The sequence below is a fragment of the Simonsiella muelleri ATCC 29453 genome (genome assembly GCF_002951835.1).
Taxonomy (GTDB): domain Bacteria; phylum Pseudomonadota; class Gammaproteobacteria; order Burkholderiales; family Neisseriaceae; genus Simonsiella; species Simonsiella muelleri.
Window position 1 is genome coordinate 731,567 of record NZ_CP019448.1, and the last position, 24,116, is coordinate 755,682.

At 39.6% G+C, this 24,116-nt stretch carries 22 protein-coding genes, 1 tRNA gene and 2 pseudogenes; 9 read left to right on the top strand and 16 right to left on the bottom strand.

Annotated elements, in window-relative coordinates; genetic code table 11:
- Positions 1-49 precede the first annotated feature (49 nt).
- From BWP33_RS03565 to minC, 9 genes are all read right to left on the bottom strand, one after another.
- Complete coding sequence (locus BWP33_RS03565) at positions 50-325, bottom strand: hypothetical protein (RefSeq protein ID WP_224451194.1); 276 nt, start codon at positions 323-325, stop codon at positions 50-52.
- 77 nt (positions 326-402) lie between these two features.
- Positions 403-639 (bottom strand): hypothetical protein, encoded by a 237-nt coding sequence (locus tag BWP33_RS03570; protein WP_002643001.1) that lies wholly within the window; start codon positions 637-639, stop codon positions 403-405.
- Positions 640-729: 90 nt separating this feature from the next.
- On the bottom strand, positions 730-1,038 hold the full coding sequence (locus BWP33_RS03575) for a hypothetical protein (RefSeq protein WP_002643000.1): 309 nt from the start codon (positions 1,036-1,038) through the stop codon (positions 730-732).
- Positions 1,035-2,648, bottom strand: a complete 1,614-nt coding sequence (locus BWP33_RS03580) for a replication initiation factor domain-containing protein (protein ID WP_104930303.1) — start codon at positions 2,646-2,648, stop codon at positions 1,035-1,037. Before BWP33_RS03580 ends, BWP33_RS03575 begins: the two co-directional genes overlap by 4 nt.
- 207 nt (positions 2,649-2,855) lie before the next feature.
- Positions 2,856-4,673: a translational GTPase TypA gene (gene typA, locus BWP33_RS03585; protein ID WP_002642998.1), complete on the bottom strand. Its 1,818-nt coding sequence runs from the start codon at positions 4,671-4,673 to the stop codon at positions 2,856-2,858.
- A 180-nt stretch (positions 4,674-4,853) separates the two neighbouring features.
- Positions 4,854-5,774 carry a hydrogen peroxide-inducible genes activator gene (locus tag BWP33_RS03590; protein ID WP_002642997.1) on the bottom strand — a complete coding sequence of 307 codons (921 nt, stop codon included), beginning with the start codon at positions 5,772-5,774 and terminating at the stop codon, positions 4,854-4,856.
- 2 nt (positions 5,775-5,776) lie between these two features.
- Positions 5,777-6,094, bottom strand: a complete 318-nt coding sequence (minE, locus tag BWP33_RS03595) for a cell division topological specificity factor MinE (RefSeq protein ID WP_002642996.1) — start codon at positions 6,092-6,094, stop codon at positions 5,777-5,779.
- A 3-nt stretch (positions 6,095-6,097) separates the two neighbouring features.
- The gene (gene minD, locus BWP33_RS03600; protein WP_002642995.1) at positions 6,098-6,913 is read right to left on the bottom strand and encodes a septum site-determining protein MinD; all 816 of its coding nucleotides are present in this window, start codon (positions 6,911-6,913) and stop codon (positions 6,098-6,100) included.
- Between the two features lie 70 nt (positions 6,914-6,983).
- On the bottom strand, positions 6,984-8,039 hold the full coding sequence (gene minC, locus BWP33_RS13275; protein WP_002642994.1) for a septum site-determining protein MinC: 1,056 nt from the start codon (positions 8,037-8,039) through the stop codon (positions 6,984-6,986).
- A gap of 327 nt (positions 8,040-8,366) precedes the next feature.
- Between minC and rpmH the strand changes: the two genes are divergently transcribed.
- The 4 genes from rpmH (at position 8,367) to yidC (ending at position 10,878) form a co-directional block, all read left to right on the top strand.
- A complete protein-coding gene (rpmH, locus tag BWP33_RS03610) occupies positions 8,367-8,501 on the top strand; it encodes a 50S ribosomal protein L34 (protein ID WP_002214728.1) in 135 nt (44 codons plus the stop codon).
- 1 nt (position 8,502) lies between these two features.
- Positions 8,503-8,853, top strand: coding sequence for a ribonuclease P protein component (gene rnpA / locus BWP33_RS03615; RefSeq protein ID WP_040629541.1), 351 nt, complete (start codon positions 8,503-8,505; stop codon positions 8,851-8,853).
- Between the two features lie 129 nt (positions 8,854-8,982).
- Complete coding sequence (yidD, locus tag BWP33_RS03620; RefSeq protein ID WP_002642992.1) at positions 8,983-9,195, top strand: membrane protein insertion efficiency factor YidD; 213 nt, start codon at positions 8,983-8,985, stop codon at positions 9,193-9,195.
- 15 nt (positions 9,196-9,210) lie between these two features.
- Positions 9,211-10,878, top strand: coding sequence for a membrane protein insertase YidC (gene yidC / locus BWP33_RS03625; RefSeq protein ID WP_002642991.1), 1,668 nt, complete (start codon positions 9,211-9,213; stop codon positions 10,876-10,878).
- Between the two features lie 337 nt (positions 10,879-11,215).
- Here yidC and BWP33_RS03630 read toward each other — a convergent pair whose 3' ends face one another.
- The 5 genes from BWP33_RS03630 to BWP33_RS03650 all read right to left on the bottom strand — a co-directional run bounded on the left by BWP33_RS03630 (position 11,216) and on the right by BWP33_RS03650 (position 15,544).
- Positions 11,216-12,022 carry a transferrin-binding protein-like solute binding protein gene (locus tag BWP33_RS03630; protein WP_002642990.1) on the bottom strand — a complete coding sequence of 269 codons (807 nt, stop codon included), beginning with the start codon at positions 12,020-12,022 and terminating at the stop codon, positions 11,216-11,218.
- Between the two features lie 660 nt (positions 12,023-12,682).
- A complete protein-coding gene (gene bfr / locus BWP33_RS03635) occupies positions 12,683-13,156 on the bottom strand; it encodes a bacterioferritin (protein ID WP_002642989.1) in 474 nt (157 codons plus the stop codon).
- 12 nt (positions 13,157-13,168) lie between these two features.
- On the bottom strand, positions 13,169-13,633 hold the full coding sequence (bfr, locus tag BWP33_RS03640; RefSeq protein ID WP_002642988.1) for a bacterioferritin: 465 nt from the start codon (positions 13,631-13,633) through the stop codon (positions 13,169-13,171).
- A 413-nt stretch (positions 13,634-14,046) separates the two neighbouring features.
- Positions 14,047-14,877, bottom strand: coding sequence for a PHP domain-containing protein (locus BWP33_RS03645; RefSeq protein ID WP_002642987.1), 831 nt, complete (start codon positions 14,875-14,877; stop codon positions 14,047-14,049).
- Positions 14,870-15,544 (bottom strand): HAD family hydrolase, encoded by a 675-nt coding sequence (locus BWP33_RS03650; RefSeq protein WP_002642986.1) that lies wholly within the window; start codon positions 15,542-15,544, stop codon positions 14,870-14,872. The genes BWP33_RS03645 and BWP33_RS03650 overlap by 8 nt, the downstream gene beginning before the upstream one ends.
- Positions 15,545-15,724: 180 nt before the next feature.
- Between BWP33_RS03650 and BWP33_RS03655 the strand changes: the two genes are divergently transcribed.
- From BWP33_RS03655 to BWP33_RS03675, 5 genes and pseudogenes are all read left to right on the top strand, one after another.
- Positions 15,725-16,855, top strand: coding sequence for an extracellular solute-binding protein (locus tag BWP33_RS03655; RefSeq protein WP_040629560.1), 1,131 nt, complete (start codon positions 15,725-15,727; stop codon positions 16,853-16,855).
- Between the two features lie 104 nt (positions 16,856-16,959).
- The gene (locus BWP33_RS03660; RefSeq protein WP_002642984.1) at positions 16,960-17,766 is read left to right on the top strand and encodes a substrate-binding periplasmic protein; all 807 of its coding nucleotides are present in this window, start codon (positions 16,960-16,962) and stop codon (positions 17,764-17,766) included.
- 412 nt (positions 17,767-18,178) lie between these two features.
- The gene (gene tpiA, locus BWP33_RS03665) at positions 18,179-18,952 is read left to right on the top strand and encodes a triose-phosphate isomerase (RefSeq protein ID WP_002642983.1); all 774 of its coding nucleotides are present in this window, start codon (positions 18,179-18,181) and stop codon (positions 18,950-18,952) included.
- 6 nt (positions 18,953-18,958) lie between these two features.
- Positions 18,959-19,291, top strand: a pseudogene (secG, locus tag BWP33_RS12875) (preprotein translocase subunit SecG); the annotation flags it as partial.
- Between the two features lie 269 nt (positions 19,292-19,560).
- Positions 19,561-19,646: transfer RNA gene (locus tag BWP33_RS03675), tRNA-Leu, on the top strand.
- Positions 19,647-19,886: 240 nt separating this feature from the next.
- Here BWP33_RS03675 and BWP33_RS12635 read toward each other — a convergent pair.
- Positions 19,887-20,039: pseudogene (locus tag BWP33_RS12635) on the bottom strand (IS5/IS1182 family transposase); the annotation flags it as partial.
- Positions 20,040-20,213: 174 nt separating this feature from the next.
- Complete coding sequence (locus BWP33_RS03685) at positions 20,214-23,993, bottom strand: PilC/PilY family type IV pilus protein (protein WP_104930304.1); 3,780 nt, start codon at positions 23,991-23,993, stop codon at positions 20,214-20,216.
- Positions 23,994-24,116 lie beyond the last annotated feature (123 nt).

The window sequence follows — 24,116 nt, forward strand, 5'->3', positions numbered from 1 at the left end:
ACAAAATATTAAGAATTAAGAATTAACATTTCCCAAGTTCCCGACATAATTAATCCCCTAAATCTTTAAATTGACCTAAACCATTTAACACCTTAACCACTAACTTCACAAAAAAAGAAACTGCAAACAATGAAGTAATAATTAATCCAACCTGAATACCATCTTTTAAAAAACCGTATTCATCACAATAGGGGTGATACATATCTACTTTAATAAATACAGGTTTATAATTAATACCTGATACAGGAAAATACCAGCCATCATCTTTACGAATAGGCATTTTTAAAACGCCATCTTGAGCAATAGTGGGGGTTACTAAGCTCATCTTGTAATCGGACGCTTCCTCCGATGTGGTGAAGCATTGACCCCCTACACGATATCCCATAGAACCCCCTAAGCTAATTAAGCACGACGCATCATGCGAACAACCATTGCAACACCAACGCCAACCATAGCCAAACCAATTACAACGCCACCAACAGCATATAAATCAGTTTTGAAATCCGATGTTTCAGCCTTTACGGCTTCAGCCAATGGACCAGCAAAAGAGTTAGTTGCCAACAATGCGCTACCTACAATAACCGCAGATGTAGCTTTATCAGATACAGCACGACACACTTGTTTGATATTTGCTTTCATAAGTAATCTCCGAAAGTTTAAAAAATAGGCTGCTTCGTGGGGTTTTTGACGCGGCAGCCCAACACGTCAAAATAAAAAATCTTTCAGGCTTTAAGACTGCGCTGTTTTCGGCTTTTCATTCTGTAATACTTGCAGCTTCGTTACTAAGTTAACAGTATTATTGCCTTTTTTCACTGGCGAAAATTCAACTTCAACTAAACAAGGCAATTTGCCACGCAAATTAATTAATTCACTATGCTGCTCAGATTTGCCAAATTCCAACTCAACTACATCAACACCAAACTCTTTTTCCTGATGTTCATAAACTGGAACCTCGATATAAAGGCGTGTATAGTCGTATTCTTGACCGTTTTCCGTTTTTCCTTTGTTCCATTTGATTTTACGAAGTAATGTTTTCATGATGTTTCCTTATGTTTAGGGTTTAAATTTTGTTGCTTATATTGTCCGTAACGAAGATGCAAATATTCATCATAAGTCATCGACTCTTGTAGCTCTCTTGTAAAACCTTTTCCAAATACTGCCCTTAAAAATAAATCCGATTTCAAATTGTTACGAAATTGCTTCAATTCTTCGGTATTCACTTTAGGCTTTTGTTCTTGTTGAATTTCTGATTCAACTAGCTTTTTTTCAAAAATATAATTTCTTAAATCAATATCGGATGGTTTTCTCTTGTTTTCTTTTATAAATTCAACAAATGGATAACCAGCATCAAATGCGTTAGGGTGCAATCGTTTATTCATTTTTGCCCCTACGTTTTCAAGAAGTTGAACAATCTCTTGTTCTTCAAAACCCATAAACTTTAATGTTTTAATCGTTGGGCTAACTTGAATTGACGCGTGATGAAGCATATGCTCAACACTGATTTCTTTCATTTTTTGGAGTCGATCAGGCTTTTTTAAATCTTCTGAATATATCATGAATAATTCTTCACAAATTGGGTACGCCCCTGTTAAGTATTCACCGGGTTTCAATAAAATTTCATGCTCAAGCACAATATCGCGGTTTCGCATTTGCAGTTCAAAACGAACCCAAGGGCTACTCCTGTCTCCCTGTTCAATGCCTTTTTCATAAACGCGAACCACGCGAGAACCATTTTTACGACTTCCAATATACAAAGTCCGCCCACCGTCAGGCGCATTCAGCCAGCCCACTCCAGCCATTTCAGCGTTAGGCTGTGTATTTCCTGATTTAAATTTACCAGCAGCCCAATCAGAATAGGCTTGTAATGGCGTATATTCGCCTTTTAAAAAATCATGTGCTAAATCAATTCGCGTTATTTTGCATGATGGCGCATAATCCTTTATCCAGTCATAAAGACGATTTTCCCATCCGTCCAAAGCTGCCGCTAAACCAACACCCGAAACATAAATACAAACAGTCCCACCTTGTTTATCTCCATTACCCCAACCAAAAAATCCGTATTTAATGCGTTCATCAGATTTCAAACCCATATTAGCTGTTTTAGGATAACCATTACGACCGTTTCCACGACTTGAAAAATAAAAACCAAAAATTTCAAAAAGCATGGCTTCAGCATTGGCTAAAACAAGCTCATCTTCAGCATCTTCACTTTCACATTGAACACTTTGTTCTAAAGTTAAAAGAGAATATTTTGAAAAAGTAATAGTGATGGTATCTATATGTGCAGACATACCTACACCTTTACGTAAAGGAACGGCTTTAATTTCGCCATTAACCATTACATAATGATTTTGTATTTCTGAAATATGACTTACCCCCCCTTGTTTCACAGGCTTAAAATTTTGTCCCCCCGTGTTACTAGTGGGGGGTGGCTGCACCGCTCCGCAGCCTGCCGCGCACGCGCTGTCTGTCTGCGCATCGGCGCAGCCACTTTCCACAGAACCTAAAGAAGCAATCAAGCGCTCGTATCCACGAATCGCACTAGATTTGCGTGTATAATCCTTTACAAATTCGCCATTAACATATAATGCAAATTTGCCTTGTTCAGTTTTTACAATTTCATAATTCATGTTTTGTAAACTAGACATAATTAAAGCCCCACACTTTAAAAAATAAAGTAGGGGCTTCAATCAGCCTTAAATCAAATAATTGCTTAAAAGCAAAAGATACTTGTTAGATTTACAGCCCCCACAGCAGAGGCTCTAATATATAAGGGCAGCCTGAAAAATTGGAGACAATCAGATTGTAACCGAATTTTTCAGGCTGCCTGAACATTTATTTATTCACATCAAAAATTAATCTTTTTTCGCAGCGGAAAATTGGCGGCGGCGTTCGTGTTCGCTCAAATAGCGTTTACGCAAGCGGATGGATTGAGGCGTGATTTCTACCAATTCATCATCATCAATAAACTCTACTGCGCTTTCCAACGTCAATTTGATGGGTGTGGTTAAACGCACGGCTTCATCTGTACCACTGGCGCGCACATTGGTTAATTTTTTGCCTTTTAATGGGTTGACCACCAAATCGTTATCGCGACTGTGAATGCCAATAATCATGCCTTCGTAGATTTTATCGTTTGGCGACACAAACATACGGCCACGGTCTTCCAAGTTCCACAATGCGTAAGCCACCGCTTCGCCTTGTTCTTGCGATACCAATACGCCATTATGACGACCCGGCATATCAGGTTTTACGGGGGCGTAGTCGTCAAACACATGGCTCATCAAGCCTGTACCGCGTGTCATGGTCATGAATTCGCCTTGAAAACCAATCAAGCCACGCGCGGGAATATGGTACTCCAAGCGCGTACGACCGTTGCCATCACTTTCCATATTGGTTAATTCACCACGGCGACGACCGAGTTCTTCCATGACTGCGCCTTGGTTTTCATCGGGTACGTCTACGGTTAAATTTTCGTATGGCTCGCATTTTTGACCGTTGATTTCACGATAAACAACGCGTGGTTTGCCAACTGCCAACTCATAACCTTCACGGCGCATATTTTCCAATAAAATGGTTAAATGCAATTCGCCACGACCTGATACACGGAATACGTCTGCGTCTTCAGTATCTTCCACGCGTAACGCCACGTTGGTCAGTAATTCTTTGGTTAAGCGGTCGCGGATTTGGCGTGAGGTAACAAATTTGCCTTCTGTGCCTGCCAACGGTGAGGTATTCACCATAAAATCCATTGTCAAAGTGGGTTCGTCCACGCTCAACATGGGTACGCCCATAGGGTTTTCTTTGTCGCAAATGGTAACGCCGATACCGATGTCTTCAATGCCCGAAATGATGACGATGTCGCCTGCTTCTGCTTCATCTTGTGGCACGCGTTCCAGACCTTTAAAACCCAATAATTGGTTGATGCGACCTGTGGCGATTTGCGTTTCGTGGTTCATAACAGCAACTTGCATACTAGGGCGAATTTTACCATTCAACACGCGACCAATACCCAAGCGACCTGTATAGTTATCATAATCCAATTGTGAAATTTGCAATTGTAAAGGTGCATTTGCATCACCACTTGGCTCGGGCGTATGTTTCAAAATGGTTTCAAACAACACGCGCATATCGTCTTCCGTGCCGTCTTCTTCTAAACGCGCAAAGCCACTCAAACCTGATGCGTATACGATTGGGAAATCTAATTGCTCATCAGTTGCACCCAAAGAATCAAATAATTCAAAGGTTTGGTCAATGACCCAGCTTGCACGAGCCGATGGTTTGTCAATTTTGTTAATCACGACAATCGGTTTCAAACCCAAGCCCAAAGCTTTTTTGGTAACAAAGCGAGTTTGTGGCATCGGACCTTCTTGCGCGTCTACCAGCAAGACAACGCAATCTACCATACCCAATACGCGTTCTACTTCGCCGCCAAAATCGGCGTGTCCTGGTGTGTCTACAATGTTGATATGATAGCCGTTGTATTCAATGGCGGTATTTTTTGCCAAAATCGTGATGCCACGTTCTTTTTCAATGTCGTTGCTGTCCATCACGCGTTCATCAACCTGTTGGTTGTCGCGGAATGTGCCAGATTGGCGTAATAATTGGTCTACAAGCGTGGTTTTGCCATGGTCAACGTGGGCGATAATGGCAATGTTGCGAATATTTTTCATGTTTCACTTCTTAGAAATAAAAATAAACTTTTCAGGCAGCCTGAAAAGTTAAATAATCAAAAAACCGTGTATTGTAGCATGATTTTGTGTTTTTCAGGCTGCCTTATATTTTAGAACCTGTATTCATAGCCAACGTGAAATGGGTTTTTGTCCCAGTTGGTGCGAATACAGGTTCTAAAATTAATCTTGAATGATGCTTACACCCATGATATTAGCTAACGCAATGGCTTGTTTTAATGTTTCCAATGCTTTGGGGCGAACAAAATTACGGCGATATGCCAAAGATACGCGGCGATAAGGTACAGGCGGTTTAAATGGCACAATGGAAAATAACATATGGTCATTTTCCGTTAATGCTGTCGCTGGCAACACACTAATCCCCAATCCACTGGCAACCATATGGCGCACCGTATTAATCGAACTACCCTGTAAAGTACTGGTTAAACCCGAAATACGTTGACGCGATGCTAATTCCATGCAGCTTCCCAACACTTGGTCACGCATACAATTACCTTCCGTCAACAGCAACAAACGTTCTTGACCGATGTCTTCTTTAGTAACTTCATCCAAATTTTCAAAATGATGTCCCTTAGGAACAATCACAAAAAATGGTTCATCATACAAAGGCATGGTCAATATGCCGCCTTCTTGATACGGTTCAGCGACCACAATTGCATCTAATTCACCACGTTTGAGCAAATCCGTGAGTACATGAGTGTAATTTTCTTCCAACATTAACGGCATTTTGGGCGCAACATCACGCAAAGACAAAATCAATTTTGGCAATAAATAGGGCGCAACCGTAAAAATTAGCCCCAATTTTAATGCGCCTTCTAATTCATCTTGCGCTTTACTGGCAAGCGTGTAAATCACATTTGCAGCATCAATAACTTTTTGTGATTGTGCCACGATGCGTTGCCCAACATGAGTCGCCATCACTTCGCTGCCACTGCGATCAAACAGCGAAACCGCTAATTCTTCTTCCAACTTTTTGATAGCAATAGATAAAGTGGGCTGGCTAACATGGCAACGTTGAGCAGCACGCCCAAAATGGCGTTCTTCCGCCACTGCCACGATATAACGCAACTCAGTGAGTGTCATGATTAAGCTTCCGCAGTAGGTGCTGGTAAATCAATTGCTGATGATTCCAAACGTTTGCTTTCAGGCAGCGTGATATTGAGTTCCAACATATCAATACCATCACGTTTTTCATGGGCAATATTGATGTCATTCAATTCAATTTTGACGTATTTAGACAAAACTTCCAACAATTCTTTTTGCAGAGTCGGTAAATAATCAGGCGTATCATTTTCTGAATCACGCGTATTTCGCTCTTGCGCAATAATAATTTGCAAGCGGTCACGCGCAACATTAGCGGTTTTATGTTCGCGTTTACCAAATAAGAATTCAAAAATAGACATGGCTTATCTGCCTCCGAATAATCGTTGGAAAAAGCTTTTTTTCACGGGTTCAAGGAAACGAATTTCACGATTTTCCCCTAATAAACGCGCCACAACATCTTTGTAAGCATCGGCAGCTGTTGCATTGTCTTGGTGAATCACAGGCGAACCCGAGTTAGACGCTTGCAATACATTTTGTGATTCTGGAATTACACCAATCAATGGAATGCGCAAAATATCTTGAATATCTTGTACAGATAACATCTCGCCTTTTGCCACGCGCTCTGGCGAATAACGTGTAATCAGTAAATGCTCTTTCACAGCTTGCCCACGTTCTGCTTTGCGTGATTTGCTTTGCAAAATACCCAAAATACGGTCAGAGTCGCGTACTGAAGATACTTCTGGGTTAGTGGTAATAATCGCCTCATCAGCAAAATACAACGCCATTAACGCACCCGTTTCAATCCCTGCTGGCGAATCACAAATAATGTATTCAAAGCGCAAACTTTGAATTAATTCAGCCAAAATACGCTCCACACCTGCTTTGCTTAACGCTTCTTTATCGCGAGTTTGTGATGCGGGCAAAATGTACAAATTGTCGCAATGTTTGTCTTTAATTAGGGCTTGATTTAACGTTGCTTCTTTTTGAATCACGTTAATCAAATCGTACACCACGCGGCGTTCGCAACCCATAATCAAATCCAGATTACGCAAACCCACGTCAAAGTCAATCACGCAAGTTTTGTGTCCGCGCAATGCTAAACCTGATGCAATGCTGGCTGAAGTAGTGGTTTTACCCACGCCGCCTTTACCAGAAGTTACTACAATGATTTTTGCCACGTTATGGCTCCTTACTGTAAAAATTAAAAAACTAAAATCATATCAAAAATCGTTTCAGGCTGCCTGAAAACTATTCAGCCACAATAGATGAAATTGCTAAACGGTCGTCTTGCAACTCAATGCGGACAGGTTGTTTGTGCAGGTGTTGTGGTAATTTTTGTTCAAATGTGCGATAAATACCAGCAATGGAAACCAGTTCTGCTTGCATGGATTGCACAAAAATTCGGGCTTTGCGATCGCCTGATGCGCCAGCCAAAGCACGCCCACGCAAAGGCGCATAGATATGAATGTTGCCATCTGCGATGACTTCTGCCCCTGGACTCACAATACCCAGCACAATCAAATCGGCTTTTTCAGCATAAATTTGTTGTCCCGTACGAACAGGCGTGGAAACAACAATAGTTTGTTTGGCTTCACTGATGCTGACAATTTCGCCTTTGGCCTCACCGACTTGTCCAGATAGTTCACTGGGCATGGATTCAGCGATGCGGCGTGCTTCTTCAGCAGAGATTTCTACTAAATCAGCTTGTTGCTCTGCCATTTCAACGGTTTTGATGGCATCATTATCGTTCATCAAAATATCATTGTCTGCATCATTTATGTTGGTATCGGCATCGGATTTGTTGGCAGCTGTGGTGGTTTCATGGGTAATTTCTTCGCCAAACAGTTCACGCGCAAAAGCTTCAGCATCACCTAAAATAGAATCGTCTTCCACAAAATCCGAACCAGAATCCACAATTTCTTGTGGATTTTGTGCAACAGTTTCAATGGGTTTATCTGTAGAATTAGTTGATTCTTCATTGTCCAATTCAATTGGCGCAATGTTTTTTTCTGGGATAAACACCAATTGATGTTGTTTTGCTAGATTTTCCCATGCAGAATCACTATGACGCAATCCAATGATTTTTAACTCGTACAATGCAAATAAAGCCAAAATATCATTTAAAGGTAACGCGTTGGCATCTTCTAGCTGACACGCATCTAAAATAAAAGGCAAAGATTTGAACTTCAAATATTTGCTGATTTGGTTGTGTAAAGTCTCGCGAACGGCATCAATGTCGACATCGTTTAATTGAATCGACAAAGCGTCTAAATGTGCGGACTTCACATTAAAAGCTGGTTTCATGAGTATAAAAATGTGATTGTTTTATTCAATGGCGAAGTGTAACCATTTTCACGGTGCAATTCAATAGCTAATATAGATTGCACCTTGTTTCAGGCTGCCTTTACCCAAAATAATGGGCATAATTGCGACAATTAATAACTTCTCTTCAGCATGATTAAAATGTATATTTGTTATTATTTTCAGGCAGCCTAGAAAATAATTTTGATTGAATTTTTGACAATTCTGTCATAACTAAACGCAAAATCCTGATTTTTGATTGACAAATCACCTTAAAAAGGGTTTAATCACGCGTTTAATTTTTTCCAAATTTTATAGGATTTTCACATCATGAAACGTACTTACCAACCTTCAGTTACCAAACGTAAACGCACTCACGGCTTCTTGGTTCGTTCTAAAACGCGTGGTGGTCGCGCTGTTTTAGCAGCACGTCGTGCCAAAGGTCGCAAACGTTTGGCTGTGTAATTTGGATAATCACTTTGGTAAAGCCTACCGATTATTGAAAACGGAAGAATTTTCTTCCGTTTTTGCACTTAGAAAACAACGTTCTCGTGTATTTATTCAGGTGATGCAATCGGCGGGTAATACATTGGCTTACCCACGTTTGGGATTAGTGGTCAGCAAAAAAGTCGCCAAACGAGCCAATAAACGCAACTACATGAAACGCGTGATTCGTGAATGGTTTCGTTGCCACAAACACGATTTGCCGGCGCGAGATTTTGTGGTGCGTGTTCGTGTGGCATTTGATCGTGGTACTGCTCTGCAAGCTCGTCAAGAATTAGCAGAACTCATGCTTCCCAAAGCTAAATCACAGTGAAATAAACTAAAAATGCACAGAGCGACCACACTTAAAATGTGTACAAAACAGTATGCAAAAGCATGGTCAACGCCGTACCATGACCGTTTTATTTCATTGCACTTTTCAGGCTGCCTGAAATCTACATTTATGTTTAAATCATTATTTTTAGGATTGATTCGCTTTTATCAATTGGCAATCAGTCCACTGATTCCATCACGTTGTCGTTATGTACCGACTTGTTCGCAATATGCCATCGAAGCAATTGGCAAATATGGCGTATGCAAAGGCAGTTATTTGGCAACCAAACGTATTTGTCGCTGCCACCCTTTCGGGGGAAGTGGCTACGACCCAGTTCCGTAACCCTAGGAATATATTATGGATTTTAAACGAATGCTGTGGGCGATGATCTTATCGCTGGCAATCATGATGACGTGGCAACACTTTTTCCCTACGCCACAACCCAATCAGCCCACTAAATCGCCAATCGCTACTACTCATCCCATTGCAGCTTTGAGCGAAACCAGTCCCATCACGGTACAAACCGACACCGTTCAAGCCGTTATTGATGAAAAATCAGGTGATTTACGCGGTTTGACATTGCTTAAATACGATGCGACTGAAGACAAAACCAAAAATTTTGTTTTATTTGATGACAAACCACAGCACACTTATATTGCGCAATCACAACTGATTGATGCCAATGGTAATAATTTACTGAAAAATGTTACGTTTACCGCAGCACAAAAATCATACATGCTCAACGGCGATAAAGTGGAAGTGCATTTGACCGCACCAATGCAAAATGGTTTGCAAATCAGTAAAATCTACACATTCACACAAGGTAGCTATTTGGTTAATGTACGTTTTGATGTTCAAAATCAAGGTGCTGCAACTAAATTAGGTTCAAATTATGCTATTGTACGGGATAACCATACGCCTGAAGGTCAAGGTTTTTTCATGCACAGCTACACTGGTCCTGTTGTGTATACGCCTGATGCAGACGAATTCCAAAAAGTTACATTCAGCGATTTGGACGATGACTTCAAAACAGGCAAAGATACCGCCGAATACCAACGCAAAGCCACTGGTGGCTACGCTGGCATGATTCAACATTATTTTGCAGCAACTTGGTTGGCACAAACCCATGATACTGGTTCTAATATTTGTGAAACTGGTTGCAATATTAATATTAAAAAACAATCAGATACTTTATATTCTGTTGTATTAAATACACCAATGAAAGACGTAGCTGCTGGCAGCACGCAATCATTTAGCGCAAATTTGTACGCTGGTCCACAAACAACCAGTATATTAAATAAAGTTGCGCCAAAATTAGATTTATTAAAAGATTATGGTCGTGTGCATATTTTTGCTGCACCATTATTTTGGTTATTAAATAAATTGCACAATTTTATTGGTAATTGGGGTTGGGCAATTATTTTCTTAACGTTAATTGTTAAAGCTGTTTTGTTCCCACTGAATCAAAAAGCGTATAAATCCATGGCGAAAATGCGCACTGTTGCACCAAAAATGGAAGCCCTGAAAAAACAATATGCTAATGACCAAATGGGTATGCAACAAGCCATGATAAAATTATATAAAGATGAACAGATTAACCCTTTGGGTGGCTGTTTGCCAATGCTGATTCAAATGCCGATTTTCATTGGTTTATATTGGATGATTTTCCTGTCGGTGGAATTGCGCCAAGCTCCTTGGCTGGGCTGGATTACCGATTTATCTCGTGCAGATCCATTTTATATTTTGCCAATTTTGATGGCAGCAACCATGTGGTTTCAAACAAAATTAAGCCCACCACCATCTGACCCAATGCAAGCACAGATGATGAAAATCATGCCATTGATGTTCTCCATTATGTTCTTTTTCTTCCCTGCTGGTTTGGTTTTGTATTATGTTGTCAACAACTTATTAACTATTGCACAACAATGGTACATCAACCGCTCATTGAATTTGGCTACCGCTAATGGCGTGGTTTTGGATAAAGAACCCAGTAAAACAGAACTGAAAAAAAATAAGAAAAAATAAAATCAGGCAGCCTGAAAACAAAATGACACAAAAAGGCATAACTATATGAATAGTTGTGCCTTTTATTTTGGAGAGGCGAATTATGAAGAAATTTGCTGGGGATGGGGTGTTACAAAGGCTTCAGATCAAGAGAGGAAGAGTGGGCATGAGATATATCATACAATGAATAGGGAAAAATTTTATTTTTTGATAAAAACAATATTAATTTGTTGAGTTAAGATGAGTTTGAAAAATTTAAAAAAACATTGGTAAAATAAATTGGGTTCAGATATTACTAATTATTTGATTTAAAAAACCTCATTTAGTTGAAAATACCAAATGAGGTTTTATTTTAGGATTATTGTTTGATGGCACCAAATGAACCCATATAAGATTGACTATTGCGGTTACCGCTGTATGTACCTCCTATCTCTTCAGCTTGTGGCCCAAAAAAATGACCTTGCATCGTAACACCATTTAATGAGCCATTAAATGTATTACCATTAATAATACCTTGTAGGGGAATATGAACCGAATCATTGGTGTGTGCTACACCACCCACAATCGTTTTTTCTCCAAAATCCACATAAAATGATGATGTTCCTAACTCAATATTATTATTGGAACCCAATGCAGCACTGCCAATATAATTGGCTATGCCAGTGGCAGGGATTGCACTGCTTGGCGTGATGTCTCCAATTGCAAAGGTATATTGAGGATTATTATTAGTATGTTCGTTGCCTTTCATGTATCCACCAAAGCGAACATAACCGTATTTAGGCGTGCTGATTGCGGTAGTTTCTGTATTGGTTTTGGTTATTACAAGAGCATCTGTATAATCATTTTGTTTGCTAATCGTGATGGCATGACCATCAATGACCACAATATCGCTTTGATGATCGCCATTAACCACAATGTTTTGTGCCTTAGCCACATTTCCTTGCGGTGCAGTCAAAGCAGTACCCTGATTGGTTGCTGTAGGAATGACGAAAGGAGTCGTGGATTGTGTGGGAGTTTCGGGTTGTGCAGTGGCATTAGACCGTGCCGGTTTGTTGGTTGGAGATGTGGTTGTAGATGGTTTACCTGAACCAGAACCAGAACAGGCAGTTAAGCCTAATAGATTTGCAAATAATATAACAGCAATATACTTATTTATTGTATTCATTAAAATTCCTTAATGGTTGAAATTTAGCCTTTTAAGACGGCAAAATAAAAAAATATTTGAGCAAGGACGCATCATCATTATTATTCAAAATTACTTAAATCTAACTAAAAATGGATAAGTCCAAACCAATTATGCTTTTGTTTTGGGCAGATTTCGTGAGAACTTCAGTTTCAACAGAAATATAATGTATCATTGAGTTGTTTGCAATGTGTGATAATGGTTGCTGATATAATTTTCAGGCAGCCTGAAAAGCAAATTCTCTCGGTTATTTTGCTTCAACCGAGATTTAGGAATTTCATTATCCACGACCTTAAATTGTTTATTGGATAAATACAAATGAAACCTGTTATGATATCTTTTTTATAAATTGATTATAGTTTTGTCAAATATCCAGTTATAAACCAAATGCGCTACACCACAAGTTTCAGCGAAATAGGCTCGCTGCTTGATTGGGGTGTAGCGCGATTTTATGGGTTAATTGAAAACAAAAAATGATTTCTAAGAAGTTTTTGTTTGGTTTGCTAAAAGGCTTTTTTCACATTTCCTCTATAGTCGTTTAATATTAAAAATATTACTTCATTGTTTGCTACCTTATGTACTAGATGCACACGGTGGTCGCCTTGCTCTATTTTGATTTTATGTGAATAAATAAATTTAGCATTAATCTTCTTGTGCACCCAACTGTAAATAATTGGGTAAACCCATGCTGGCAATTTGTTCTAATTGTGTTTCCAACCAATCAATGCGTTCTTCATTGATATCTTTTTGTTTTTCCAATAAATCACGTGAAATGTAATCTTGTTCATTTTCACAAATTTTAATGGCATCCAACAAAATAGCGTGTTTTTCTTGCTCTTTGGTCAAATCACATTTAATGATTTCTTCAGCTGATTCACCAATTAATAATTTACCTAATTCTTGCAAATTCGGCAAACCTTCCAATAACAACACGCGCTCAATAATCGCATCGGCTTGTTTCATTTCCACGATGGAACTTTTATAAAAATGCTCGCCCAATTCTGTCAAACCCCAGTTTTTCAAAATACGCGCGTGCAGGAAATATTGATTAATCGTTACCAACAGTACGCCTAAATTTTTATTAAGCTGTTGAATAACCAAACGATTGCCTTGCATATTAACTCCTGATTAAATTTGGCTTTGCAAATAATTTTGTTCGCCTAACATTTTGACTAAACGCAATTGTTGTTCTAACCAATGTGCGTGGTCTTCTTCGGTATCTTTCAATTGCTCAACCAAGATTTGACGAGTAACATAATCTTGTTTTTCTTCGCATAATTTAATACCTTGTTGCAAATTCTGGCGTACTTCCAATTCGGTATTTAAATCAAATTGGAGCATTTCAGCAACATTTGTACCAATATGTAATTCAGCAGGTTTCATGTTGGGTGTGCCACCAAGCATCAAAATGCGGCGAATGAATTGTTCAGCGTGGAGCGTTTCATCTTCCATTTCATGCGCGATGCGGTCAAATAATTTGGTGTAGCCCCATTCAGAATACATACGCGAATGAATAAAATATTGGTCGCGTGCCGCCAATTCATTTGCCAACAAAAAATTCATATAATCAATAACTTCTTTATTACCTTGCATTTTAACTTCCTTCCATTCTTAAATAAACAAATCATTTGTGATGGCGCAAATTGTAACAAACAAAAATATTTTTGCAACTTTCAAATCAAAAATACTATTTATTATCAATTGGTTTTATTGAGTGAATGAATTTGAGAATTTTTTTCTTTTGAGAAAATTATCAATAAATCAATTCACTGATTTAAAAATGATTACCAATTGATGATTTTTTGATTTTATTGATGATTTTTTGTTTACATAATTTTACGTTATTTTTTCAGGCTGCCTGATGATGACACAACAAAAAATACAGGATATGCCACGTACACCGTTTCAGGCAGCCTGAAAAAATTCGTACAATCAAATTATGGTTCTTTATTTAAAACAAAAAATAGGACAACGCCATAGTATTTTTAATTTTAACCAATTATTTATTAAAAATATTTCCAAACAGGTTCACAAATACTCGGTAATTCTGGGCAACGCCCCAACACACCACCACTAAAATCGTGTAAACGATGAAAATCACTGCCACAACTTGCCCATAAATCATAACGCTGTGCCAACAAACTATATTGATAACAATCGTTTGGCGTGCAACTGCCACTGTGAACCTCTATGGCACGTCCGCCTACGGCTTTGAAATCTTCAAATAAACGGCGTTTGCGTGTGGCAGAAAAATCGTAACGCATCGGATGCGCAATGACCGCAATGCCACCCGCATTCGTAATTGCGTAAACCGCTTCGTCCAAATCCGCCCATTGGTGCCGAACGTGTGCAGATTTGCCTTCGCCTAAATATTTGGTAAATGCTTGTTGTTTCGTGCGAACGTGTCCTTTTGCTACCAAAAAATCTGCTAAATGTGTGCGCGACACCATTTCAGGATTTGCCGCCGCCAAGTTCATCGTGCCATCAAACGCATCTTCAATGCCTTGTTTCGCCAATTTTTCTGCCATTTGGCGAATGCGCTCAATCCTGCCTCGACGAACACGACTCAATAAATTTTGCAGCGTGTCGTTTTGTTCATCAAAATTCAAACCCACAATATGCACTGTGCTGCCATTCCACGTTACCGAAATTTCCACGCCCGAAATGAAACGAATCCCACGCCACATCGCTTCTTCACGCGCTTGAACAATGCCACCCGTGTGGTCGTGGTCAGTCAGCGCAAGCATGGTACAACTGTTGGCAGCCGCCATTTTTACTAATTCAATCGGCGACAATTCACCATCAGATACATACGAATGACAATGTAAATCAATCATGGTGTCGCTCCACAATGTCTAAAATATCCAAAATATCCAATGGTTGACGTACCGCATAATCATAATGCCACGATTCCACATCATCGGTATCCGCAATGTAGCCCCATTCCGCCAACACGCTTATCATGCCTGAATTTTGCCCAGCTTGAATGTCGCGTTGTGCATCACCGACGTATAAGCAGTTTTCAGGCAGCCTGTTAATTTTTTCACATGCGTACAACATTGGTTTAACACTGGGTTTGGCTTCTCCACAAGTATCGCCACTGACCACCACCGCAGGCGCAATCGCAAAATTTAATTTGGGAATCAGTTTGTCAGTAAAACGCGCGGGTTTATTCGTGATAATGCCCCACACCAAACCACGCGCATCTAATTCACTAATTAATTCGTTCACGCCATCAAATAACACGGTATCTTTGTCAAAACACAAATCATATTGCGCCAAGTATTCTTGTCGCCACGTTTCAAAATCAGGGTGTTCGGGCGTGATGCCTGCACCAAATTCCAGCAATGCCCCAGAACCATGACTCGCATAAGGGCGAATATCTACCAATTTCTTTTCAGGCAGCCTTTTGGCACGAAGCAATGCATTCAGTGCGCCTCCCAAATCCAAAGCGGTGTCAGCCAGTGTGCCATCTAAATCAAATAATACAGCTTGAATATTCATGTGAATTTTTCCTAATTTGTTGTTATCGTCTGCATTATACCAATATTTACAAATTCTTGATTTTTCCTAATAAAAAACATACAATCCCCATTCCCACAAACTACTTTATCTCAGCGAGAAGATAACTTTTAACACGCGCATTTTTCGCGCATTTTTATCTAGAGGAATCAAGTAATGATGATGAAAAAAACCTTGTTAAGCACCATCGTTTTATTGGCTTTGGCAGCTTGTGGTGGTTCGCAATCGGGTGATACAGCCAAATCCACATCTTCAGGCAGCAATCAAGCTGCGACAAATGCGTTGAATATTTTTAACTGGTCAAATTATGTGGACGAAAGCACCGTAGAAGATTTTAAAAAACAAAATAATTTGAAATTAAATTACACCACTTATGAAAGCAACGAAGCGTTAGAAGCGAAAATGCTAACAGGTCAATCTGGTTACGATTTGGCTGTACCAGGCGTGGCATTTTTACCGCGCCAAATTCAAGCAGGTGCGTATCAAAAAATCAACAAAGATTTGATTCCTAATTATAAAAATATTGACCCAGCTTTATTGAAATTATTGACAGATGCCAGTCCCGATGCGACTGAATACGCCGTTCCTTATTTCATGGGTGCAAACACCATTGCCATTACCGCCAAAGGTAAAGAAGCCTTAGGTGGCAAGCTGCCTGAAAACGGTTGGGATTTGTTATTTAAGCCAGAATATACTAATAAATTAAAAGGCTGTGGTATTACATTGTGGGACACACCAAGCGAGATGTTCCCGATTGTATTGAAATACATTGGTAAAGACCCCAAAGGCAGCAATCCTGCTGATGTTGACGCAGCCGCCGCCGTATTGCAAGCGATTCGCCCTGATGTGAAACGCTTTAGCCCATCAGTGATTGATGAATTGGCACGTGGTGATGTGTGTTTGGCAGCTGGTAACGGTGGTGATTTGAATTTGGCGAAAGCGCGTTCGGAGGAAGTGAAAAATAATGTTGGCATTGAAGTATTGAATCCGAAGGGTATGGGTATTTGGGTGGAATCTTGGGTGATTCCAAAAGATGCGAAAAATGTGGCAAACGCACACAAATACATCAATTACACGTTAGATCCTGAAGTGGCAGCCAAAAATGGTAATGCGGTAACATTTGCGCCAGCCAGTTTGCCAGCGCGTGAAAAAATGGATCCCAAATTGGTGGCGACTCGCTCCATTTTCCCAACGGCCGAAGACATAGCAAACGGTTTTGTGATGCCACAAATGTCAGATGCAACCAAAAAACAAACCACACAATTGTGGCAAAAATTGAAAATGGGTAAATAATTTTATTATTTAAATCATGAAATTAAAAAATCAGGCTGCCTGAAAACCACTTGATTCTTTCAGGCTGCCGTTGGTCTGTTGGGCTTTTTTATTTAGGGGAAAAAATGTTTTCTATTCGCCATACTATTTATTTGATTTCATTGGTTTGTTTATTATCAGCTTGCGCAGAACAACAACAAACCACTTCTGAACCAGCTCCTACACAAACAATAAACGCACCACGAAACCAAACAGCCAAGCAAGAAAGTTACGTTGTGGTCAGCCAGTCATCATATCCGCCATTTGCTACTCGTGATGAAACAGGCAAAATGGTTGGTTTGGATATGGATATTTTGAATGCAATTGCTGAAAAACAGGGTTTTACACTCAAATTTATTCCACATGATATGGACGGATTATTAGAAAGTTTGAATGAGGATGGTGCAGATATTGTGGCAACAGGCGTAAATATTACCCCTGAACGACAAAAAAAATATGACTTTTCTCAACCCTACTTAGAGGCATCTTGGGTCGCACTCGTCAACAAAGATAAAGTTAAAGCACATCAATGGTCGGATTTAAAAAACAAAAAATTCGTAGTTCAAAGCAGCAGCTTATCTGAAACACAATTAAAAAATACGGCAATCTCCGCTGATGTTTTACCTTTGAAAACAGTATATTTGGGTGTTGCCGCAGTTGGCAAAGGGGATGCCGATGCAATTTATGATGTAGACAGCGTATTAGATACGTATCTCAAACCCAATACGCCATTTATTAAAATTGTTGATGAAGAATCAGGTAGAATTCCATTTGGATTTGTATTTAAAAAAGGTAATTTACCATTAAAAACCAAAATTGACCAAGGTTTGGAAAAAATCAAAGCCGATGGAACTTATCAAAAAATTTTAGACAAATGGTATCCCAAAAATTGAGAATAAATTTTGGAACCTGTGTTCATAATATTGATAGCTTGCTTTTATCGACACTTCATGTACCTACTGCATTGGCTTCAAAAGCTACCTTGTGTTTGTAAAATTATCAATTAAATCATAATATTAATCTTTTAAGTGCAGGTTCTTAAATAAAATCATCAACAGCAAGTTTTGTAAAGGTTTCAACCTACCAAATGTGAGGAGTGGATTTCATATTAACTATTTTTTAATTTAAATAAATTCAAATAGTTAGAAAAAATATAAATATAAACTCCACCCTTATAAATTGAACTAATTTTGAATTGTGTAAATTTTTAGAGCGTACATTTGATTCATTCAACGTTGTAAAGCTGCTTCAAAATCCGCTAAAATTTAGGTCTCGGTTGAAATCACAACAACAAAGGAAAAAGAAATGGCAGAATCCAATATTTGGCAACAAAAATGGGTTATCGGTAACTGGAAAATGAATGGGCAACTACAAGAAAATAATAGTTTAGTCCATAAATTACGCAGTTTTCAAACTGTTCCCAATGTGTGCATTGGCATCACACCGCCGACCGTGTATTTATTACAAGTTCATAATGCCGTACAAATTGTACTCAATAATCCCATCTACACTTGCGCCCAAGATGTAAGTCGTTTCTCCGAAAAAGGCGCGTACACAGGTGAAGTGTCTGCTGAAATGATGCGTGATGTGGGTGTGGACATTATTCTTATTGGGCATTCTGAACGCAGTTTGTATTTCAACGAAAAAAATGACGTTCAACGCCAAAAAATTGAAAATGTTCTGAAAGTGGGTCTAATTCCATTGTTGTGTGTGGGTGAAAGCCTGAAAGAACGCGAGGACGGGCGTGAAAAAGAAGCAGTTGCATATCAATTGTCTGTATTTAAGGGTTTGAAAACCAAAAATTTTGCAATTGCCTACGAACCTGTGTGGGCAATTGGTACGGGTAAGGTCGCCAATCGCGAGCAAATCGCTGATATGCACCAATTTATTTATGATGAAGTCTTGTCATTGTGTGGCAATGATGCTAATATTCGCGTTCTTTACGGCGGAAGCGTGAATGATAAAAACGCTGCCGATATTTTTAGCGTGCCACATGTAGATGGCGCATTAGTTGGTGGTGCATCGCTTAAATACGAAGCGTTTGCCGCTATTATTAACGCCGCACAGGCAGCAGAATAAAATACTATGGAAGCCTTCAAAACTGTCATTTGGATTATCAATATTTTCGCGTCTTTAGCTGTAATTGGGTTGGTTTTAATACAACACGGTAAGGGTGCAGATGCAGGTGCGAACTTTGGTGGCTCAGGCAGCGCACAAGGCGTGTTTGGTTCAGGCGGCAATGCTAATTTTTTGACAAGAATCACAGGTATTGCTGCAACCATTTTTTTTGCATCTTGCTTGGCTTTGGGCTACATCCATACAAAAAGTAACAATAAGGTAGGTGGTTTGGATTTTAGTGATGTGCAACAAACTGGTAGCACACCACTAATTTCAGGTAGTCTAAGTGCAAGCGCACCAAGTTCAGCCAGTAACCCAATAGCAGCAAATAGTGTAGCAGTGCCAGCAGCTGCTGTTGCAACAGCAACAGCAGCAAAAGTTGCCTTAGACAAACCTAAAACAGAAGTAAATAGCAAAAAGTCTGATAGAAATAAAGATGAGAAATCAGATAAATTATCTACTAAAAAAGACGATAAAAAAATAGATAACAAAAAAAACAATAAATCAGATAAAACGGATAAAAAAACAACCAATAACAAAAAAGATAAATAAACTAAAATCTTAGATTTGCCGACATGGTGAAATTGGTAGACACGCCATCTTGAGGGGGTGGTGAACCTAGTTCGTGCGAGTTCAAGTCTCGCTGTCGGCACCAAATTGAAGAAAACAGCCTGAAATGGCTGTTTTTTCGTCTAAACTAAACGTGTTGAATACCGTAGCAAGGGATACATTAGAAACAGCAAATTAAATTTGCAGTGTATTGATAGGATTTTTAACTATACCATGTTATTGGAACTCACAGAAAGTAATCAACCCAGCCGCGCCCCTAACCCTAATTGGTTTGATTATACAAGCAGTCGTTAGGAGGCTACTTGTGATTAAACCATAATCTCAATCAAATCAAAGTATAAACTAACGAAACCGTACTTTCATCATTGCGTTTTAATTTATCGCATCGTGTTGCTACAGCCCGAAAATGCTTTAATCGTGTAAAATTATTTACTACTAAGTGTTTGATTTTGTATAAGTACCAATTCATGCCTTTATTTAATTTGCAGAAATTGTCAATAAAATCAAGTTATCAGTTTTACGAACACAGGTTCTTAAATGTTTTGGCTCGAACGGTCGGTAGCTCCTAGCGCGCACTAACGTTTCAGGCAGCCTGAAAAGATAAAGCAATCGCAATATCTTTATTAGGCTGCCTATTTTATCAAACAATCAATTAGAAGATTTCACGCCAACTAATGCGTTTTAAGCTCGCTACGTTACATTGTTTTGCATATACTTCTTTAGTCTCATTTAAACCCAATTTTGTATCTGTACTGTTAGACGAAAGCAATTGACCGCTATTGGCAGAGGTGTTCCAGCATATTGATGGTTCTTTGCCGCCTTCGGTTGGTTTGATGTCTTCGCCTGTACCGACATCGCCAAATAAGCTATACGCATTACCTTGATCCCCGATTTTAGACGCATCACGACCACCGCCAATCAAGGTGTAAGACAATAAGCCGCCGTTAGCATATTGGAAACCTGCAATCAAACTTTCTGTGGCACGTTTTTTGTAGCTATTGGTGGAGTTACCGCCAGTAACGTCAATATAACCAAACAAGTCTGCGTCTTTTTCGCCTTCTTCTGGCAATTTACCGCCTGTATCGGAACGGAATTGCATCAACCAACTGCTTGCGGTTGTGGAACTGATTTCGCTGCTTGGGACGCACACATCTGCCGCTGTATTATTGTTATGATTAGCTGTTGTATTGACAGAATATTGACGTGTGGTCAATACAATGGTTTTCAACAGGGTAGATGGTTTAACCACCACGCGCTCACCTGTGCCTTCGCTCAAATTAAAGAACCAACCACGGTGTTGATTTTTATCAAACGTTAATTTACTCAAATCGCGCTGATTATAATCGCCTCTTAATCGCGGCGCGGTCAAAGTTTGTTGCAATAATTCGCCAGATGTAACAGGTCTTGGATTGTCTTGAGTCAAGTCATCGTAAATACCGTATACCGATTGTGTATCTTTATTATTCAAATCGGTTTGATACAAATCGCTACCTGTACCAAATACCACCACATAATGATTTTTGTCATTACGTACTACGGCTGGTGCGGCGGTAATAGGGCGGTTATTGATGGTTGTGAAAATACGTGTTACTTTCCATTGGTTGACTGCACCACGCAAATCAAAGCGATACAAATTACCTTTGAAGTCGCCAGCGTATGCCACATCAACTGCACCGTCAAAATCATTGTCTACAATAGTGGCTTGTGCCAAACCGCCGTTATTGCCAGCATTGAGTTTGCTCACTAACTTGCCTTGTGCATAGAATACGGAATCATCAGCAGGCGACGTTGTGGCTTGTAAACCGACATTTTCGCCACCTAACGTGCTGTACACATATAATGCTGATTCGGTATTGTTTTTAGCGATTGGGTTGCGTACACCGCTGTTGACAAATGTTGCATAATACAATTTACGCACATTTGCAGTAGCCTTAACGTCCGTTCCACTGAATTCCAAAGTACGCTCTGGCGCGATGCGACCGATTTGCGGCGCACCAATAGTATAACCCATTGGGTTATTTGTACTTTTCTCTGTTTCAAACAATGGTACAGAAGTCAACCAGTCGTTTGCTTCCAAGCCTACAGGAGTGCCGTCACTGCGTTTTGTACCACCAATATTCAATGAGTAGCTACCACGACCTGCTTGCCCCATATTGCCTGACATGAAGATACGTTGTCTAGCAGAGTTATCGGTTACACGCACAGTAAAATCGCCATTGAGTAAGTAATGATGTGGATTTACACCATTCGCACCTAAAATATAATTGGCATTTGCCACATTTTTGTAGTAATGGCTGACCAAATCGGTGTCGGATTCACGCTGCATACTGGATGGCATGTAATTCAATTTCAGCTCGTATGGGTGAGTATCGTCATTTTTGCTTTCAAATAAATACACCATGCCATCGTTTGCTGCGGTTACCAAATAACGTTGACGACCATAGCGGTAATCTGTAGATAAACCTGTGGCAGTCAATGATGAATCCAATACATCACCTAGGCTACGCGCATCGGGTTCTGCAGTAGAACGAATGCGGTATTTCATGTGATTTGTGGTCATGCCTGCAATTTCGGCATCAGGCTTGCTGCGTGTAAACCATGGCAATAAGGCATTTTTCCATTCTTGTTCATCGCTGCCATTGTCAATGGCAAAGGTTGCATTTGTGAAAGGCAAATTGCCATTAGTGGCATCAAACCAGTAGGCTTTACTTGTTCCCAATCCTGCTGTGATGATGGTTCTACGGTTGCTGTAATCGGGCATGGTAAATTGTTTATTGTTAACAATATAATTTTTTCCACTACCTGATTGTTGCAAATTATAAAAACGCAATTCACTGCTACCCGTTGCTAAATCCAAATGAATGGTGCTGGCTGAATTTAAGGTATCAGGTGCTTTTGAATCGTAGTTTACCGATGGCGATACGGTCGCCACAGATTTTGGTGGAATTTGGATATTTTCAGATGTAATTTGTTTAATAATGCTGGTAAATGCGGCATCCAATTCTTTTTGGTTAGACGCATTCAGCGCAACATTTTTATTGGCAGTTGCCATTTTACTCAATGAAGTTAAGCCACGTTCTGATAAGCCCGCACCAAAACCAATTGTAAATGTTCCGATTTTTTGTGTTGGGAAATCAGGGTCATCCCAGCTTTTGCCCGCTGCGTCCGTGCCATCCACGCCTGCTTTTTTCAGGTCTTGGTTAGCCAGATCAGCCAAAAACGGTGCCACGTCTGCATGGTGAGGCCATGCAGATTCAACATCGGTACCTACTGTAGCATTATTTACAGAACCCATTGGCAGTTTGTATTTTGAGGTATCAACGGTATTTGCATACAGGTTCCATTGATATGAACCATTGGCTTTTTTCGTGAATAATGGCGTGATTGGTTTTTTGTTTCGTTTCTGAATTTCAGCTACCAGATGAGTAGTATCTAATAAAATTTGCTCTAGTAGGCGTTCTTGAGCAGTTTTATTCGGTGAATTTAAGTATTTAGCCATAACTTCATCACTTGGCAAAGGATATGTTTTATTGTCTTTATCCGCTAACCAAACATGGTATGTACTAATATTTAATCCATTATCAATAAATGTGTCTGTTCTCTTGATTTGTCCTGACTGTTCAAAATATTGATTAGGATATTTAAATTTTGTATTAAATGTATTAGAAGTTACAGTGGGCAAATTAAAATAACTCTGCGCATCACCATCCGAAAATACAATGATGTAATTTTTCTGGCAACGGTATTTCATGGCCTTTTGCAACAATGACATGGAATCTAAAAAACGTTCTGCAGTCGGCGTAGCAGCACTGGCTGTTAATCTATTTACAAAACCATTAAATTCAGATTGCGACATGGCAAATTGGCGTCTACCATTGTAAACATCTTGTGCATAGCCATACAAACCTTGCCCTGCTTGTGGAAGTTTCCGTGGATCAGGATTGAAACCGTTATCCCATAATGAAATCATTCCCCAATTTGCACTGTTCCAAATATCAGGGTTGGCAGTCAATTTTCTCAAAGCAGTCTTCGCAATCTCAATACGAGTTTGGTTCTCAGGAATGCTAGGAGCTATGCCTTCTGTTATGCGGCGACCTGGATACAAATTTTGCAAGGCAGTTCGAACCCAATTACCATTATTACTAAATACCTCTTTAACGCCGTCTACTTTAAAATATGAATTACCAGGTGCAACATCTAAAGTGGTTGAGAACTTCATACTCCCCGAATCATCAAACTGAATCAAAATATTGGGTTTTGCACCCACGCCAGTTGTATTGGTGGTGGTGGTTTGTAAATGCAACGGAATGAAAGCAAAGGGGCTCTCAATTGCTTGCGCACCCATGCTTATGCCCAAAAGCGTCAATAAAGCCAAAGGCTTAATCGCAGTACGCATGGCGTTTCGTTTGATGCGTTGTTTTGTGTGTTTCATAGAGAAACCTCCATAATTGATTAGATTTAAATGTAACCTTATGATGCAGAACAGGTTATGTTGTTTTGCAATGTATCACAGTTATAATTGTACCAGCAATTTTTATACCAAATTTATGAATTA

Coding starts and splice junctions, on each gene's coding strand:
- BWP33_RS03565 (WP_224451194.1), bottom strand. CDS start 325: ATGAGCTTAGTAACCCCCACTATTGCTCAAGATGGCGTTTTAAAAATG.
- BWP33_RS03570 (WP_002643001.1), bottom strand. CDS start 639: ATGAAAGCAAATATCAAACAAGTGTGTCGTGCTGTATCTGATAAAGCT.
- BWP33_RS03575 (WP_002643000.1), bottom strand. CDS start 1,038: ATGAAAACATTACTTCGTAAAATCAAATGGAACAAAGGAAAAACGGAA.
- BWP33_RS03580 (WP_104930303.1), bottom strand. CDS start 2,648: ATGTCTAGTTTACAAAACATGAATTATGAAATTGTAAAAACTGAACAA.
- typA (WP_002642998.1), bottom strand. CDS start 4,673: ATGAAAAATATTCGCAACATTGCCATTATCGCCCACGTTGACCATGGC.
- BWP33_RS03590 (WP_002642997.1), bottom strand. CDS start 5,774: ATGACACTCACTGAGTTGCGTTATATCGTGGCAGTGGCGGAAGAACGC.
- minE (WP_002642996.1), bottom strand. CDS start 6,094: ATGTCTATTTTTGAATTCTTATTTGGTAAACGCGAACATAAAACCGCT.
- minC (WP_002642994.1), bottom strand. CDS start 8,039: ATGAAACCAGCTTTTAATGTGAAGTCCGCACATTTAGACGCTTTGTCG.
- rpmH (WP_002214728.1), top strand. CDS start 8,367: ATGAAACGTACTTACCAACCTTCAGTTACCAAACGTAAACGCACTCAC.
- yidD (WP_002642992.1), top strand. CDS start 8,983: ATGTTTAAATCATTATTTTTAGGATTGATTCGCTTTTATCAATTGGCA.
- yidC (WP_002642991.1), top strand. CDS start 9,211: ATGGATTTTAAACGAATGCTGTGGGCGATGATCTTATCGCTGGCAATC.
- BWP33_RS03630 (WP_002642990.1), bottom strand. CDS start 12,022: ATGAATACAATAAATAAGTATATTGCTGTTATATTATTTGCAAATCTA.
- bfr (WP_002642989.1), bottom strand. CDS start 13,156: ATGCAAGGCAATCGTTTGGTTATTCAACAGCTTAATAAAAATTTAGGC.
- bfr (WP_002642988.1), bottom strand. CDS start 13,633: ATGCAAGGTAATAAAGAAGTTATTGATTATATGAATTTTTTGTTGGCA.
- BWP33_RS03645 (WP_002642987.1), bottom strand. CDS start 14,877: ATGATTGATTTACATTGTCATTCGTATGTATCTGATGGTGAATTGTCG.
- BWP33_RS03650 (WP_002642986.1), bottom strand. CDS start 15,544: ATGAATATTCAAGCTGTATTATTTGATTTAGATGGCACACTGGCTGAC.
- BWP33_RS03655 (WP_040629560.1), top strand. CDS start 15,725: ATGAAAAAAACCTTGTTAAGCACCATCGTTTTATTGGCTTTGGCAGCT.
- BWP33_RS03660 (WP_002642984.1), top strand. CDS start 16,960: ATGTTTTCTATTCGCCATACTATTTATTTGATTTCATTGGTTTGTTTA.
- tpiA (WP_002642983.1), top strand. CDS start 18,179: ATGGCAGAATCCAATATTTGGCAACAAAAATGGGTTATCGGTAACTGG.
- BWP33_RS03685 (WP_104930304.1), bottom strand. CDS start 23,993: ATGAAACACACAAAACAACGCATCAAACGAAACGCCATGCGTACTGCG.